The organism is Wolbachia endosymbiont of Drosophila willistoni (genome assembly GCF_040084705.1).
GTDB lineage: Bacteria > Pseudomonadota > Alphaproteobacteria > Rickettsiales > Anaplasmataceae > Wolbachia > Wolbachia pipientis.
In genome coordinates this window covers 21,665-37,352 of record NZ_CP157591.1, presented here as the reverse complement: position 1 = coordinate 37,352, position 15,688 = coordinate 21,665, and the positions used below count along the sequence as shown (strand labels likewise).

At 35.1% G+C, this 15,688-nt stretch carries 18 protein-coding genes; 15 read left to right on the top strand and 3 right to left on the bottom strand.

Features of this window, described 5'->3' with window-relative positions:
- Positions 1-140: 140 nt before the first annotated feature.
- Entirely contained in the window at positions 141-1,415 is a 1,275-nt protein-coding gene (locus ABL518_RS00210; RefSeq protein WP_010082345.1) for an APC family permease, read from the bottom strand.
- A gap of 135 nt (positions 1,416-1,550) precedes the next feature.
- Here ABL518_RS00210 and ABL518_RS00205 point away from each other — a divergent pair, with 135 nt between their 5' ends.
- From ABL518_RS00205 to ABL518_RS00180, 7 genes are all read left to right on the top strand, one after another.
- The gene (locus ABL518_RS00205; protein WP_010082344.1) at positions 1,551-3,017 is read left to right on the top strand and encodes a hypothetical protein; all 1,467 of its coding nucleotides are present in this window, start codon (positions 1,551-1,553) and stop codon (positions 3,015-3,017) included.
- A 133-nt stretch (positions 3,018-3,150) separates the two neighbouring features.
- Positions 3,151-3,351 carry a hypothetical protein gene (locus tag ABL518_RS06520; RefSeq protein WP_010962949.1) on the top strand — a complete coding sequence of 67 codons (201 nt, stop codon included), beginning with the start codon at positions 3,151-3,153 and terminating at the stop codon, positions 3,349-3,351.
- Between the two features lie 92 nt (positions 3,352-3,443).
- A complete protein-coding gene (locus tag ABL518_RS00195; RefSeq protein ID WP_348994380.1) occupies positions 3,444-4,610 on the top strand; it encodes an aspartate kinase in 1,167 nt (388 codons plus the stop codon).
- A gap of 91 nt (positions 4,611-4,701) precedes the next feature.
- Positions 4,702-4,905 (top strand): IS5 family transposase, encoded by a 204-nt coding sequence (locus ABL518_RS00190; RefSeq protein WP_007549940.1) that lies wholly within the window; start codon positions 4,702-4,704, stop codon positions 4,903-4,905.
- 33 nt (positions 4,906-4,938) lie between these two features.
- The gene (locus tag ABL518_RS00185; protein ID WP_255317429.1) at positions 4,939-5,067 is read left to right on the top strand and encodes a hypothetical protein; all 129 of its coding nucleotides are present in this window, start codon (positions 4,939-4,941) and stop codon (positions 5,065-5,067) included.
- Positions 5,010-5,321 carry a transposase gene (locus ABL518_RS06515; RefSeq protein ID WP_095742785.1) on the top strand — a complete coding sequence of 104 codons (312 nt, stop codon included), beginning with the start codon at positions 5,010-5,012 and terminating at the stop codon, positions 5,319-5,321. Before ABL518_RS00185 ends, ABL518_RS06515 begins: the two co-directional genes overlap by 58 nt.
- Before the next feature lie 162 nt (positions 5,322-5,483).
- Positions 5,484-5,627, top strand: coding sequence for a Putative reverse transcriptase (locus tag ABL518_RS00180; protein ID WP_022626389.1), 144 nt, complete (start codon positions 5,484-5,486; stop codon positions 5,625-5,627).
- Between the two features lie 223 nt (positions 5,628-5,850).
- Here ABL518_RS00180 and ABL518_RS00175 read toward each other — a convergent pair whose 3' ends face one another.
- Both ABL518_RS00175 and ABL518_RS00170 read right to left on the bottom strand, forming a co-directional pair.
- Entirely contained in the window at positions 5,851-7,767 is a 1,917-nt protein-coding gene (locus ABL518_RS00175) for an ATP-dependent helicase (RefSeq protein ID WP_095742784.1), read from the bottom strand.
- Positions 7,768-7,894: 127 nt separating this feature from the next.
- Positions 7,895-8,323 (bottom strand): hypothetical protein, encoded by a 429-nt coding sequence (locus tag ABL518_RS00170; protein ID WP_010082321.1) that lies wholly within the window; start codon positions 8,321-8,323, stop codon positions 7,895-7,897.
- Between the two features lie 212 nt (positions 8,324-8,535).
- Between ABL518_RS00170 and ABL518_RS00165 the strand changes: the two genes are divergently transcribed.
- Genes ABL518_RS00165 through ccmE form a run of 8 tightly spaced genes read left to right on the top strand, consistent with a single transcriptional unit; the run spans position 8,536 to position 15,652 of the window.
- Positions 8,536-9,123 carry an NADH-quinone oxidoreductase subunit J gene (locus ABL518_RS00165; protein WP_010962952.1) on the top strand — a complete coding sequence of 196 codons (588 nt, stop codon included), beginning with the start codon at positions 8,536-8,538 and terminating at the stop codon, positions 9,121-9,123.
- Complete coding sequence (gene nuoK / locus ABL518_RS00160; protein WP_010962953.1) at positions 9,114-9,422, top strand: NADH-quinone oxidoreductase subunit NuoK; 309 nt, start codon at positions 9,114-9,116, stop codon at positions 9,420-9,422. Before ABL518_RS00165 ends, nuoK begins: the two co-directional genes overlap by 10 nt.
- Positions 9,423-9,426: 4 nt before the next feature.
- On the top strand, positions 9,427-11,274 hold the full coding sequence (gene nuoL, locus ABL518_RS00155) for an NADH-quinone oxidoreductase subunit L (protein ID WP_022626390.1): 1,848 nt from the start codon (positions 9,427-9,429) through the stop codon (positions 11,272-11,274).
- Between the two features lie 3 nt (positions 11,275-11,277).
- Positions 11,278-12,720: a NuoM family protein gene (locus ABL518_RS00150; RefSeq protein WP_010962955.1), complete on the top strand. Its 1,443-nt coding sequence runs from the start codon at positions 11,278-11,280 to the stop codon at positions 12,718-12,720.
- Positions 12,717-14,081: an NADH-quinone oxidoreductase subunit N gene (locus tag ABL518_RS00145; RefSeq protein WP_095742783.1), complete on the top strand. Its 1,365-nt coding sequence runs from the start codon at positions 12,717-12,719 to the stop codon at positions 14,079-14,081. The genes ABL518_RS00150 and ABL518_RS00145 overlap by 4 nt, the downstream gene beginning before the upstream one ends.
- A 17-nt stretch (positions 14,082-14,098) precedes the next feature.
- On the top strand, positions 14,099-15,142 hold the full coding sequence (locus ABL518_RS00140) for a biotin--[acetyl-CoA-carboxylase] ligase (protein WP_010082374.1): 1,044 nt from the start codon (positions 14,099-14,101) through the stop codon (positions 15,140-15,142).
- The gene (locus ABL518_RS00135) at positions 15,139-15,276 is read left to right on the top strand and encodes a hypothetical protein (RefSeq protein WP_010962957.1); all 138 of its coding nucleotides are present in this window, start codon (positions 15,139-15,141) and stop codon (positions 15,274-15,276) included. The genes ABL518_RS00140 and ABL518_RS00135 overlap by 4 nt, the downstream gene beginning before the upstream one ends.
- Positions 15,260-15,652, top strand: a complete 393-nt coding sequence (gene ccmE, locus ABL518_RS00130) for a cytochrome c maturation protein CcmE (protein ID WP_010082373.1) — start codon at positions 15,260-15,262, stop codon at positions 15,650-15,652. Before ABL518_RS00135 ends, ccmE begins: the two co-directional genes overlap by 17 nt.
- The last annotated feature ends 36 nt before the right edge of the window (positions 15,653-15,688 follow it).

Genomic DNA, 15,688 nt, shown 5'->3' with positions numbered 1-15,688 from the left:
CTTTACAACGTTTTTGATGGAACTGCGCGAAAGAACTGGATGCCAGTGTCACGCACTGGCATGACACCCATTTCTTCCTATAGTTGTCTTTTCTCGTCTACCTTATTTTGCCACTCTGCTGAACAGATACATAACATTTGCTATACAGAAACTCTGCGATACCAAAATAAATAAAGAGGTACGCCACTTGCAGTGAATAAGCTTGCGATCAGCAAGGTATTCACAGAAGTTTCAAATATTACCCAGCAGCAAAAGGTTGTTGCTATACTGCCAATTAAAAATTTGTAACAACTCTTTTCTTGCACAATAACTTTGAGAAAAGCAAGACTGCATGCAAGGTAAACAAATAAAAATGAAACTACAGAAAAGTCGATAATTGATGTGATCTGCTTAGCAAAATTGTTGCTTGAAGTGAGGATTAGTAAAGTTGCAGTTCCAACTGAGCTAGTTGTTATGCCCCAGAAAGGAGAACCGTGCTTGTTTCTTTGAGCAAAAAACTGTGGCATCAGTTTATCTTTTGCAAGGCCAAGGGCCACTTGTCCACTAGCTAGTACCCAAGCGTTTAAAGTACCAACACAAAAAATGAACGCAGTTATAGAAATAATCAAGTGCCAATTGCCAGAGGCCATAATTTTTATTGCGTCAACATATGGTGCTCTTGAACTTGCTAAATCATTGCCATTTATTAATCCCATAATTGCAAGATTGTTGATAAAATACACAACAGCAACAGAGATTGTTCCAAGTACCACAGCTCTTGGTATTGTTCTAGCTGGATTATCAACTGACCCTGCAGGTGCTGTTGCCAATTCAACTCCAATAAAACCCCATAGAGTAATAAGTGTAGAACGGGCAAGAATCTGCGATGTTGTAAGATTTGATATTTCTTCACTTATGATGAAGTTATTTCTATCAAAAAAAAACAATGCTGCTATAGGTATTACAAGCAATACAGAAATTTTTATCACCGTCAATAAAAACTCAACACGTCCAGCAGTAGCTACTCCTCTAAAATTTATTAGTGTAATAATTGTAAGTAATAACATCTCTAAAAACAGATGTACGTTTTGAATATCTTCATGGAAAAATGGTGTAAGATAACCAACACCCACAACTATTACGGCTGTTGTGCTAACCCATGAGATCACCCAATACGTCCAACCAACAAAAAAAGCTGCAGCAGGGCCAAAAGCATGCTTTACATAGACGTGAGGGCCACCCGTTTCCGGAAATTTTGCGCAGAGTGAGGCAAAAACTAAAGCAAGAGATATAGCACCAAGCCCTGATATTATCCAGCTTATAAGGCTATACATGCCATATGGAGCAAGGCTAATTGGAAGCATAAAAATTCCAGAGCCAATTTGGCTGCTAATCACTAAGGCAAAAATAGCCCAAAAACCTATTTTATTTGACACAATAATTCTTATCTAAATAGATTAACAATATACCCTAAACTCAGAAATTTCAATTGATCTTTTAACATAAAAACTTGCATTTTTTTCAATTTATTCCTAAAATAGATTATATTAACAGATTATTAAGAGGGGGTTATGAATCCGAGATTAAAAGCATTTTTGGTTGTTTGTAGTATTATTGCATTTTTGATTGCACTTTTGTTTCTCGTGTATTATTTAAATCTTCTTGTTAACTATATCCTTGACCCGATTCTAGTTCGTCCCTTTGAAAGATTATACAAAAACTTAATTGTTGATGGTCTTTATGCCTATTTATCTACAAGCACTTCTAGCCCTGCACTAGCATTTTTGGCTACAGGTTTTATTGTTATTGCTGCGTTTATTTGCCTGAATAAAATGCTTCTTCCCTTGCAAGAGAAGATCATAAACAACTATACCTCCTTTAAAAACAACAATATTGATAGCAATAGCATGTTGTTTGAGGTTTATAAAGATCCAACAATAAAATTAAAGGACAAAATCTTATTCTTCAGTATACACTTGATATATTACCTACAGCTTCCATTTTTGTATATTGCATCAAAGGTATCAGCTCTACGTGGGTTTCTTATATTTAATTTTGGTTTATTATTGTTAAATTATGCACTGCTAATTCCAGTAGCACTTCTTGAGTTAATAAAATATCCATCAGTAAAACTCTTTTCACCTTTGGGTTTGAATGTAAAGCAGCTAAGCTTTTTGTTTAATGTAAGTGATGTGGGTACTAGTAGTCAGAGCGTTCATACTAGAAGTTTTCAGCAAAGCGTTATTGAATGTGCCAAAAAATTAAAGGAAGAACATGGTACGCCGTTAAATGAGTTGGATGAAGAGTTTAAAAGTTATATAAGCGGTTTAACAAGTCAGCAAAAACGAATGATAGAACCTTATCTAAGATTGGATGGTTATGAAACTGGGGAGTGGGTAAATTGGGCAGATTCACAAACCGGATTGACATTGACACAGGCTATAAATTTAGTTTTAATTGCGGCAAGAAAGCAAAATGCAGATATAGAATTATTGAAGTCTATATTACTGGTTCGCTTTGAGGAAAGTAATCGCCAATGTGGTCCTGGAATGCTCAACCGTATCATTTATGCATTAAGTGGTCTTAAAGCGGAAAATAATTTTGCAGCTCAACTAGAGCCTCAGCCAATAGGAAAGTTGGCTAGTGATGCTACTAAAAGATTTCTTGAGAAATATGTGGATAAGCACTACCATAAAATAAAAGTTTTGAAAGAAAATTTTGATAATTTGTATTCACCAAGTTCTGGGGTGGATTTGAGCAGCGTGAGTGATGAAGTAAAGGATGGCATTTCTTATACAAGAGATGCTATGAAAGAATTTGTGTTTAAGGAATTATATGTAAAGTTTTATAACGACTATGGAGAACATATTCGGAGAGGGCAAATAAAACAAAGGCTAAGAGAATTAATAACAGATGAAGTCATAGATGCAGCAATATCTTATAAGATAGACGAGATAGAAATTCCTGCAGAACCACTTACTTATCTTGAAAGAGTAAAAACATTTTTTGGAGGTCATGCAAGGTCTTCTGCTGCTTAGTGGTTTAGTTCGTGCTATATAGCTAAACTGACTTAGATTTACTGACAATTTTAAAACAACAAATTCGTCATTCCGCTACTAGTTAGCGGAATCTATACCGCGAATGAATCCATAGCTGTACGAACATTGTGATTTGAGAGCAATTTCCACAAGGGAGGGTGTCATTCCAGTGCTTGGCACTGGAATCCAGCCTTTATTATGCAGCCACTTGGTTGAAATTAAGTCTTCTGGATCCCAGTGTCTAGGCACTGGGATGACACCATTTGCTGTGCAATTTACCTTCAAAAATGAATGTTCGTACAGCTATGGAATGAATCGTGGTATGACGCGTTAGCTATAGCTTTGTCTTCCCTTTTCTGAATGGCTTGCAAGCTGCTATCTCTACAAAAACTATATTTTTCTTCAGAAGAGAGTTATATTGTAACTATGGACAAAATAATCATAAAAAAATTTGGTGGGACTTCGCTAACTGATTTAAACCGAGTTGCAAATTTGATAAAAAACGATATTGAGAAAGGTTGTAATGTAATCGTTGTTGTATCTGCTGTTGCAGGATTTACTGACCAAGTGGTTTTTCAGGCTAGGCAAATCTCAAATTTAAGTTATAGACAAGAGTTATCAGAGTATGACGTTATGCTTTCAGCAGGAGAACAAATCTCTTGCGGTCTATTAGCTATCACTCTCCAATCGATCGGAGTTAATGCTAAATCGTGGCTTGCCTGGCAGTTACCAATTGTAACTGATGATTTTTATTCTGAGTCTAAAATAAAAACAATAAAGATTGAACGTGTGAAAAGATCTTTTGCTGAGGGTTATACTGCTGCGATCATTGCTGGTTTTCAGGGTATAAATGATGATAGAATCACTACTTTTGGAAGAGGAGGCTCTGATATATCAGCAGTTGCCTTCGCGGTAGCCTTTGGTGTTAGAACTTGCGAAATTTTTACTGATATTGATGGAATATATACAGCAGACCCGAGAATTGTTCCAAAGGCACGCAAGCTCAAATTTATCTCTTACGATGAAATGTTGGAAATGTCGTCATCTGGTGCTAAAATACTGCATAATCGTTCAGTACAACTTGCAATGAAACATAACATTAAAGTGCAAGTGCTATCCACTTTTAAGGAAGTAGAAGGCACCACAGTGCTACACAAAAGGGATGTACTAGAGAGATACTTAATTACTGGAATAACTTATAGCACTAATGAAGCTCTTGTAACTTTCACTAACCTTGCAAATAACTTGCGTACTTTAAGAGATATAGCAGGAGCAAACGTTAAAATTGATATGATACATGGGTCAAGTTTTGTTATCTCCAAATTTGATATTGATTTAATGGAAAAGTTACTGAATAAGAATGAAAATTATGCTATAAACGATAATGTAGCTAAAATTTCAATAATTGGTATTGGTGTTATGTCTAACACTGAAGTGATGCACCGCACACTCAAGGTTTTAAGCGAAAAAAAGATAGAAATACTTGCTATCACAACATCTGAAATCAAAATCAGTATAATTGTTCAAAAAGAATGCGCTGTAGCTTTAGTCAAAGATTTACATACTGAGTATGAGCTTGATATGCAGCACTAGGATAGGCTTGACGTCCAGTTGTCTAAGAGTATGTCTTAAAAAGGAATGAGGAAAAAAATATGATAGTGTAAGTAAAAAATAGGAGGGAAAATTGTATCCAAGTGATATAAGTGATAAGGAATGGGAAATTTTGGAGCCACATGTTGCACAAGGAAAGATAGGGAGGCCAAGAAAGCACAATATCAGAACAATTATTAATGCAATAAGGTATATAATGAGAGGTGGTTGTCAATGGAGAATGCTGCCGAAAGATTTTCCTCCATGGAAGACGGTGTATGACTATTTTCTCAGGTGACGTAGTAATGGCAAATTGGAAAAAATACATAATATGCTAGTAAAAGAGGTAAGAAAAATGTTTGGTAAAAATGAAACACCTTCAGTAGGAATAATTGACAGTCAATCAGTAAAAACCACTCAAAAAGGGGATCCAGAGGATATGATGCTGAAAAAAAAATAAAGGGTAGAAAACGTCATATTGTTGTAGATACAGTGGGCTTAATTATTGCGGCTGATGTTTATAGTGCAAGTGTTCAAGATCGTGATGGTGCTCTAAATCTTTTCACTCAAGCTAAATACAAGGCTCCAACTTTACGTAAGTTTTTTGCTGATCAAGGATACATAGCAAAACCGCTGTTTATTGGAGACAGGATACGATTACCAAGAAAGCTGTTGATGTTACAGGATTTTTCGACAATCTGGACCACAATTTAGCACTGCAGGCTATCAAGAAGCACACAGACTGCAAATGGGTCATACTGTATGTTGAAAGGTGGATGAAATCCCCTATTCAGCAAGCAGATGGCAGTAAGGTAGTTAGGGAAAAAAGGAGTTCCGCAAGGAGGTTCAATAAGCCCAATCATTTCAAACATATTTATGCACCATGCATTTGATATATGGATGAAACAAAATCACCCAACAGTACCATTTGAAAGATATGTGGATGATGCGATAGTGCACTGCAGAACTAAAAGACAGGCAGAATTTATGCGAGCAGCAATTGAAGAAAGATTGGCATAATGTAAGCTAAAATTGCAACCTGATACCAATGCCATTCCAAAACTCCATCATTATACTGCCTTAGTATAACCTTCTCACTTCTATTGTCTATTTGTTTGTTATGTAATAGAAATTGGTATGAGATTGAAGAATTAAGTGTGAACGGTTACAGAATTTTTGCCAGGAGAAACATATAGTTAAAGTAATTCAGATTTGTAAGATATGTTTATCTGCAATTATAGCTTCAACAGTAGGCAATGTTGCTTTTAATTACCTCAACATTTTCTCTTGGCAATTCTTTAATGAACCGAGAAGTGCGCATCGGTTGCCACTGGTTGTTAATTTCCCTCCTATCTGCACATGAAATGATTAACCTTTCTTTGGCTCTGGTTATGCCAACATATGCGAGTCTCCTTTCTTCTTCTAAAGCTTTACCACTTTTGTCATCAAAAGATCTTTGATGAGGAAATAATCCCTCTTCCCAACCAGGTAGAAACACGCACTGGAATTCAAGTCCTTTGGCTGCATGAAGAGTCATAACATATACGGTGTCATCGTTATTCATATTATCCACTTCCATCACCAGACTTATATGCTCCAAGAAAGTTGTGGCATTATCGAAATTTTTTAAAGATGAGATGAGCTCTTTAACATTTTCTATTCGTGCTAAGCCTGTTACCTCCTCATTTTCAAGCATTTCAATATATCCTGATTGGTTTGCTACGATTTTAACGAATTCATGCAGTGGTTTTACGCTTACTATTTCTTCCCAAGCTTTAATTTTATTTAAAAAATCGTTGAGTGAGAGTTTAATTCTTTCGGTTACCTGATTACTATTAACTAATATTTTTGCTGCCTCAAAAAAAGAAATTTTGTTATCCTGAGCAGTCGTGTATATTTTCTTTAGAGTTGTAGCTCCTATGCTTCTTTTTGGCCGATTTACTATCCTTTCGAAAGCTAAGTCATCGTTATTGTTTGTAACAAGTCTTAAATATGCAATTATATCCCTGACTTCCTGACGTTCGTAGAATTTTACGCCACTTATAATCTTGTAGGGAATTGAATATTTTATAAAATACTCTTCGAGAACTCTAGTTTGAAAAGTGGCCCTTACCAGCACTGCAATGTCACTAAATCTGTATTTATTGAGTTTCAATATCTGTTCGCTTATGAACCTTGCTTCAGCTTTCCCATCCCATAATTTTATTAGATTTACCTTTTCCCCTTCAATGTTTGTTGTCCACAATTTTTTTTCTAAGCGAGTCTTATTGTGATTGATAACATATGACGCAGTTGCAAGTATGTGGGATGTTGACCTGTAGTTACACTCTAGTTTAACGGTTTTTGCATTTTTAAAATCATCAGAAAACTTCAAAATATTTTCAACTTCTGCACCACGCCAACTATATATCGACTGGTCATCATCTCCTACACAGCAAATATTTGAGTGCTCTTTTGCAAGGTATTTTAGCCAAAGATATTGTATCGCATTTGTATCTTGATATTCATCTACCATAACATATTTAAACTTGTTTTGGTAGTAGGACAGAACTTCGGTCTTTTGATTAAAGAGCTGTATGTTATATAGCAATAAGTCACCAAAATCGACAGAATTAAGGAATTTCAACCTTTCCTGATACTGGTGATAGACTTTGAGTGCAGTTACATATACTGGCCTAAATGATTGAATATCTTCCACTTCAGATGGCAATAAGCACTTCTCTTTCCATTGCTGAATAATATTCATAATGGTCTTACATTTTTCTGATAGGTAATCAGGATTTATTTCATTGATAATATTTTTTATTACCTGTAATTGGTCATCCACACCAATGATTGTAAAATTGGGGTTTAAGCCCACAATTTCTGCGTGCAGGCGCAAGATTTTTGCTGCAATTGCATGGAAAGTGCCAAGCCATGGTATGTTTGTGCCCGTTAGCTCAAGTACCCTTGATACCATCTCATTTGCTGCTTTATTTGTAAATGTAACTGCTAATATCTCATCAGAATAAGCGTGACCGTTTCTAATTATGTGTGCTATTCTTGAAGTAATCGTTCTTGTTTTTCCCGTCCCGGCTCCTGCCAGTATCAAAACTGGTCTATCTATGTTAGTTACAGCTGATTGTTGTTCTGGATTTAGCAGTGAGAGATAATCGTTCATCGTAGCCCTATAGATTATAACTTCGTAAAGTTAAACCTATGATTGAAATATTGTAAAGGTTTTATTGAATAGAACAGTTAAAGAATGCTTCACTCAAGTACTACATATTTAAACGTAGGTTTTACATCTATTTTGTTTTAGTAGTTTCAGGTGTATGTCGAGTAACAACAACTTGATTTGAGGTATTGGCACCAGAACTTCTGCTTGTTGGGTGGATAAGTGGAGTTTGGAATGGCTTATATGTACGGTTTAGTTCCTTCATTTCTATTTCTTCAACTTCAACAAGGGGTTTTTCTTTTGGGGTATAGCGATTATGCGTTGCAGGCCGTTCAGTGAGATTTTCATATGTTTCTTTCAACCAAGTTCCGATATCATACATAAATCCATACGCTTTTTCTTTAAATTCTCTCAATGATCTACTGAAACTTGCTAATGTGTTATTAAAGTAAATTGTCATATAGTCTCTTGTGGTGTATTGATAACTTTCTCCATCTAGTCTGCTACTTTGTGCGTTAGAACTATTGTTGCTTTTAAAATAACCAAATATGTTGTACACTTTGAGCCGCCATTAATTACTAACATACACATATTATATATTGATAAATTAAGGACTTAGTGTATTGATTAAGCACTTAGAAAGCGCTCTGTATAATAATTTAAAATGGAGCTGGAGCTTTGTAGTACAATGTTTTCAAACGTTTAATATAATATTGACTTTACAACGATAGTCACTTTAAATTAGTAACTATTGTTGCAGTTAAAGTATCAATGCCTTTTTTCTTTTATTTTTTTGCAATTCTTAGCATTTTATCTGCTGTATGCGTAATTAGTGTAAGAAATCCTGTGCATGCAGTATTATTTTTAATTTTCACCTTCGTTAACTCTGCAGTGCTTTTCATTCTCCTTGGAGCTGAATTCATCGCTATGATGGTACTGATAGTATACATCGGTGCAGTTGCAGTGTTGTTCCTCTTTGTAGTTATGATGCTCGATATTGACTACATAAGATTGCGCCAGGGTTTTGCGAAGCATTTCACTCTTGGTGCTATATTGTGTGGTGTGTTTTTTTTGATTATCAGTTTTGTAATCCGCAGCTCAACGCTGAATATAAGTAATGTTATAAACTATAATGCCAATAACGTGAAAGCTATCGGTAATTTGCTCTACACTGACTACATGTACGCTTTTCATCTTTCTGGAATTTTGCTACTTGTTGCAATTGTCGGTGCAATTGCTCTTACTTTGCAGGACAAGAAAAAAGGAGTTAAAAAACAGAATGTATTAAAGCAATTGACGCAATCTTCATCTGTAAAATTGGTTAAGGCTAAATTTGGAAAAGGAGTGGAATGGAAATAGGATTAAATCATTTTTTGATAGTTGCTGCTATTTTGTTCACTGTTGGGGTGTGCGGTATTTTCATCAACCGTAAGAGCATAATCAATATATTGTTATCAATAGAAATATTATTGTTGGCGATTAACATCAATCTAGTTGCTTTTTCTGCCTTTATGAATGATATAGTTGGGCAAATTTTTGTGATGTTTGTGTTGACTGTTGCGGCAGCAGAGTCAGGAGTTGGGCTTGCAATATTGGTTGTATATTATAGAAGCCGTGGCAATATAGATGTTGAACAAGCAAATTTAATGAAAGAATGAAAGTATGATGGATATACTGAAATTAATAGTATTTTTGCCACTTTTTGGTTCGCTATTTGCAGCACTTTTTAGAAAAAGTCAGTTAGTTACAACGGCAGGGATTGGAATATCTGCAGTTTTATCTTGGTATGTTTTTCTCACCTTCTCTGAAAATTATCACTTGAGTTTATTTCCTTTGTTTTCATTGAGCATCTTAAAAGTAAATTGGGCAATTAGTGTGGATGCTCTCTCATCCTTAATGCTTATTGTTATTACCACCGTTTCACTGGTAGTACATCTCTACTCTATCGGTTATATGGAGCATGATAAGGGGAAGTCGAGGTTTTTTTCTTACCTATCGCTATTTACGTTTTGCATGATTGTGCTGGTTGTAAGCGATAATTTCGTGCAGCTTTTTTTTGGCTGGGAAGGGGTTGGCCTATGTTCTTATTTACTCATAGGATTTTGGTTCCAAAAATATTCTGCAAATAATGCAGCAATTAAAGCATTTGTTGTGAATAGGGTAGGAGACTTTGCACTATTGATTGGAATCTTTCTTATTTATTATACATTTCACTCTTTGAATTTTACTGAAGTTTTTGACACAACTGATCTTCTTGGCACGCAGAACATTAGGGCATTCTGCTGTGAATTCAAAGTAACTCATATAATATGCATATTACTTTTTATTGGCTGTATGGGTAAATCTGCACAGCTTGGTTTACATGTTTGGTTGCCAGATGCAATGGAAGGGCCAACTCCTGTTTCTGCACTTATTCACGCAGCAACGATGGTAACAGCAGGTATATTTTTAGTAGCAAAGTGTTCTCCATTGTTTGAGTTATCAAATGTGGCACGAGAATTAATAGTTATCGTTGGAGCACTCACTGCTTTTTTTGCAGCCACCGTTGCAATTACTCAGAACGATATAAAGAAAATAATTGCTTATTCAACCTGCAGTCAACTTGGTTATATGTTCATGGCATGTGGGCTTTCTGCTTACAATGTTGCTATTTTTCATTTAATGACACACGCTTTTTTTAAAGCTCTACTATTTCTTGGTGCTGGCAATGTGATTCATGCAATGCATCATGAGCAAAACATTCAGAAAATGGGAAATTGCTGGAAGAAAATCCCTTGCACTTACGCTCTCATGTGGATTGGATCTCTTGCGCTTTCTGGGATATTCCCATTTGCAGGTTTTTATTCAAAGGATTTGATAATTGAACATGCTTATAGCACGGATAGCTTTGCTTTTGTAATAAGCTTAGTTGTTGCATTCTTCACAGCGTTTTACTCTTGGAGGTTATTGCTTCTTGTGTTCCACAGCCAAAAACAAAGTAAAATTAATATACATGAGGCACCAAAGATTATGCTTATACCATTACTGATACTCGCTTTTGGATCAGTATTTTCTGGAATATGGGGAGCAAATATTTTGAACATAACTAGTAATGCGTTTTGGAAATCAAGTTTAGTGATGATTGATGAGCATGGAGTTCATAATTTCTTTATAAAACTACTGCCAACCTTAGCAAGCCTAAGTGGAATAGCACTTGCGTACCTAATTTACCAATATCAAGTAATTAGGCAAATTAAGAGTAAATTTTTACTTAAGTTTTTGCAGAATAAATGGTACTTTGATGAGGTGTATGAGTTTGTTATAATTGCACCGATAAGGTTTATATCTAGGCTTCTATGGAAGTTTGATGTTAAGGCTATTGATTCATTTGGACCAAATGGTGTTGTAAGGTTGGTTAATGAATGTTCAAAAAGTTCTATAAAGTTACAAACTGGTTATATATTTGATTATGCATTTATTATGTTTGTTACTCTAATAATCGGTGCTTTATATATTATTGGAATTAAATAGAAGGTGTTGTTACTTAGTATATTCTTGCTTCCACTGATAGGAGCGTTGATTTTATCCTTAATCAGGATTAATCATCAATCTATACACTTAAGATTCCTTGCTCTATTTTTTGCTGTACTTCCATTTTTGCTTAGCATTGTAGCTTGTATAGAATTTGATTATAACAATGCGGACTTTCAGTTTGTCAGCTACCCAATTAGAAATGTTGGAATAGGGATAGATGGTATATCGTTGCTTTTCCTTCTGCTTACAACTTTCTTGTTTGTAATTTGTATACTCTACAACTGCAAAATGAGTTATACGACCCTAAAAGCCTATATGGCATTGTTTCTACTGCTTGAGAGTTTTGTAGTCGGTTTTTTCGTTTCACTGAATGCTATAAGCTTTTATGTGTTTTTTGAAGCTGTTTTAATACCAATGTTCTTTATTATTGGCATCTGGGGAGGAAAACACAGGGTATATGCAACGTTTAAGTTGTTTCTTTATACATTAACTGGCTCATTATTATTTCTACTTGGATTGGTTTACATCTATAACATTTTTGGAACGTTTAATATACAAAAATTAGCTACATTAGTGCCAAGCCTTGATCTTGAAGTGCAGTCATTGCTGTGGATTGCATTTTTTATTTCTTTTGCAATAAAAGTACCGATGTTTCCATTTCACACTTGGCTTCCTGATGCACATGTGCAATCACCAACTTCTGGATCTGTGATTTTAGCTGGCTTGCTTATTAAAATGGGGGGATATGGATTTTTAAGGTTTTCTATTCCAATGCTTCCTCAGGCAAGTTTGTATTTTTCAAATTTCGTTGTTGTGCTGAGCATTATTGCGGTGATATATGCTTCTCTAGTTGCGTTTGCTCAAGATGATATAAAGAAGTTAATAGCTTATTCTTCAATAGCACATATGGGGATCGTTACTGCTGGCCTCTTTTCATTTTGTGAGGAAGGAGTACTGGGTAGCATATTTCAAATGATTAGTCATGGCCTTATTTCTGCTGCTTTATTTTTATGTGTTGGAATGCTATATACTCGAACTGGAACTTTGGAGATTGCAAAATATTTTGGCATAGTAAACACAATGCCAAAATTTGGTTTTATGTTCATTTTATTTTCAATGGCTTCAATAGGGCTACCTGGAACATCTGGGTTCGCAGGTGAGTTTTTGGCTATGGTTGGAATGTTTAAGAGCATAGGGTTTTTTACAGGATTTATCGCACTTGGCACTATTTTAAGCGCAGTTTATATGCTGAATTTATGTAAGCAAATAATATGGGGGGTTAGCTATTCTAAATTATTAAATAACCGTTTGGATAGCATAGAATTTTCTGTCTTAATTCTGCTTGCAGTGTTTGTTATTTTGCTTGGATTTTACCCAACCCTTGCACTGAATTATTTGAAGCCATGTATGGCAAATTTGTTAGTCAAATATAATGCGCTATGAATTATATACAGATATTGCCGGAAACGTTCTCTATTATCTCCTCGTTAGTGTTGCTGCTGCTTGGGATTATATTTAACCGCAGAACTATCAACTTATTAGCACTTGGCTGCACAGTGGTAACTTTGATTATTTTAATTCTTTCGGCAGAAAACAATGAAATTTTTCTCTTTAATTCGTTGTTAAAACTCAATTTATACATCAGGTCAGCCCAAGGGTTAATTCTCAGCACAGGAATTTTAATACTTTTGATGCTGAATTTATCAAAATATGACTATAAGTATGAATTTTCAATGCTGATTCTTTTTGCGCTATTTGGCATGATAACTTTGGTTTCAGCAAATAGTCTGATTTCTTTTTATTTAGCTTTTGAGTTGATGAGTATATCTTTGTATGTTCTTGCGAGCTTTAATAAAGATTCGATTTATTCATGTGAAGCAGGAGTGAAATATTTTACACTCAGTGCATTATCTTCCTGCATTATGCTATATGGAATGTCGCTGCTTTATGGATATACAGGACAAGTCAATTTCTCTGAGCTCGGTTCATTCTTGCAAAACCATCAGATAACTTATGGAATAGTTTTTGGGTTAGTCTTTGTCCTAATTGGTTTGTGTTTCAAGCTTGCTATTGCTCCTTTTCATATGTGGGCTCCAGATGTCTATCAAGGTGCACCTACCATAGTAACTGCGTTTTTTTCTACGGCCCCAAAAGCTGCACTTGTAACATTTTTAATTCGATTGATGAATGAAGAGTTAGTAAATGTAAAAAGTTATGTTCAGCCTATTTTCTTATACGTTTCAGCATTGTCTGTTCTTATCTCAGCTTTTGGGGCCTTACGTCAGCAAAACTTAAAAAGGCTGCTTGCTTACAGTTCAATTGGTCACATTGGTTTTATATTTGCTTCACTTTCTATTTTTACACAAGCAGGAACAGATAGTGCCTTAATGTATCTGGTGATATATATCATCACAAGCATAGGGCTATTCTCATATCTTGTACAAATTGACGATGAAGATTGTGATATTGCAAATTTATCTGGTATAGGGAAGAAACGCCCAATTGTAGCATTTCATCTTTCTGTACTGTTACTCTCGATGTCGGGAATACCTCCACTTGCAGGTTTTATCGCTAAATTTTTTATATTCAAAAGTTTAATAAATTCTGGCTTTATCAGCCTGTCTTTGACCCTTGTGGTGGCGAGTGTTGTATCGTGTTACTATTATCTAAATATTATAAAAGCTATGTATTTCGATAAAGCTAGTGGTAATAAGGTTGCTTATTCTAAGGGCCTATTCATTATCACTTCGGTGGCTTCGCTGATCAACCTCGTTCTTTTCTTGTACGTTTTACTCACTCATTGAACTAAAGGGCTGACAAGGTGACCCCTGAGGGTTTTCATATTCATCATTACAAAAAAGTTTCAAGCACTAATAAAGAAGCGTTGGATTTAATTGATAAAGGAATATCAAATGAAACTATTATTGTTGCTGATAAACAAACAGAAGGCAGGGGGCGCACCGGAAAAAACTGGATTTCTCCAGAGGGTAATTTTTATGCAAGTTTGGTAATAAACCTCTTTAACGATTATCTGAATGAAAGCCAGCTTTCGGTGTCATTCCAGCGCGTGACGCTGGAATCTAGAAATCAAGAAGAATGGTCAAGCACACAACTGTACAAACGTTGTGGTATTCCCACCAAGGATGATGTCATCCGAGTAGCCTGGCACTGGGATCCAGAAAACTTAATTACAAATGGGCACATCAGGCAACTGTGTAATAAGAACTGGATTCCAGTGTCACGCACTGGAATGACACCACATACCACCTGCAAATTGCAATGTTCGCATAGTTATGTGTCAAGCACTGGGGAAAATACTGGGATGATAGAAAGAGGTTTAATGAATCAAGTTAGCAAATTAACAGAATTGACTTTTGTTACTGCTCTTGCTGTTGGAAATGCTATACTGTCATTTATAAATGGTCTAAATCTCCAGTATAAATGGCCAAATGACATTCTAATCGATGGCAAGAAAATAAGTGGAATATTGCTTGAAAAAAGATCCAATTCGAATTGGCTCATTATAGGAATTGGAATTAATGTCAGTCATGCACCACTTCCAGGAACAACGTGCATTAGCAATTACGGTGAGTCTGTGTCTAACATAGATCTATTAAAGAAATTAATAATAAATTTTAATAAGCTAAGAAAGCAATGGCTACTTGATGGGTTTTATGCTATAAGAGAAATGTGGTTAAAAAAAGCATTCAAAATGAATGAGCAAATCAGTGTAAAGTTAGCTGACAAATTGTATGAAGGAATTTTTGCTGATATAGATAAAAGTGGTAAATTGGTGTTGCAGCAAAAGGATGGAAGCTTAATTTATTTTGATGCAGGTGAGTTATTTATTGATAATGCATTATGAATACATATGTAATTTTTGCTTACCTTATTAGTTTCACGCTGATTGCTGGAGAGCTAATTTTTACCATTTCTTGTTATACTAAAAGTAAAAAAATTCTAGAAAGCCTGAAAGATAATCATGAAGAAGAAACATAAGCGATTACTTATAACTTCAGGAATTTTCTGCTTTTTAAGTTGTGCAGTTTTTTTTATTTTAACAACGCTCAAAGAAAATATCTCATTTTTCTATACAGTAAGTGAGGCAATAGTTTTACCAAATGGTCAAAAACTAATCCGTGTTGGTGGAATGGTTGTTGAAAATAGCGTGATACGCAACGAAAGTGAAGTGATTTTTCAAATGACAGATTTTAATAAGAGCGTTATGGTGAAATATCAGGGAATACTTCCACCAATGTTTTCAGAAAAAAGTGGTGTTGTTGTGCAAGGTAAAATGTTTGATAATAGTACTTTTCTTGCAGATACAGTGTTTGCAAAACATGATGAGAACTATATGCCGAAAGTTTTAAAATAGATTCCTTAACCTGGCTGTATTGAAACGGTATGTAGA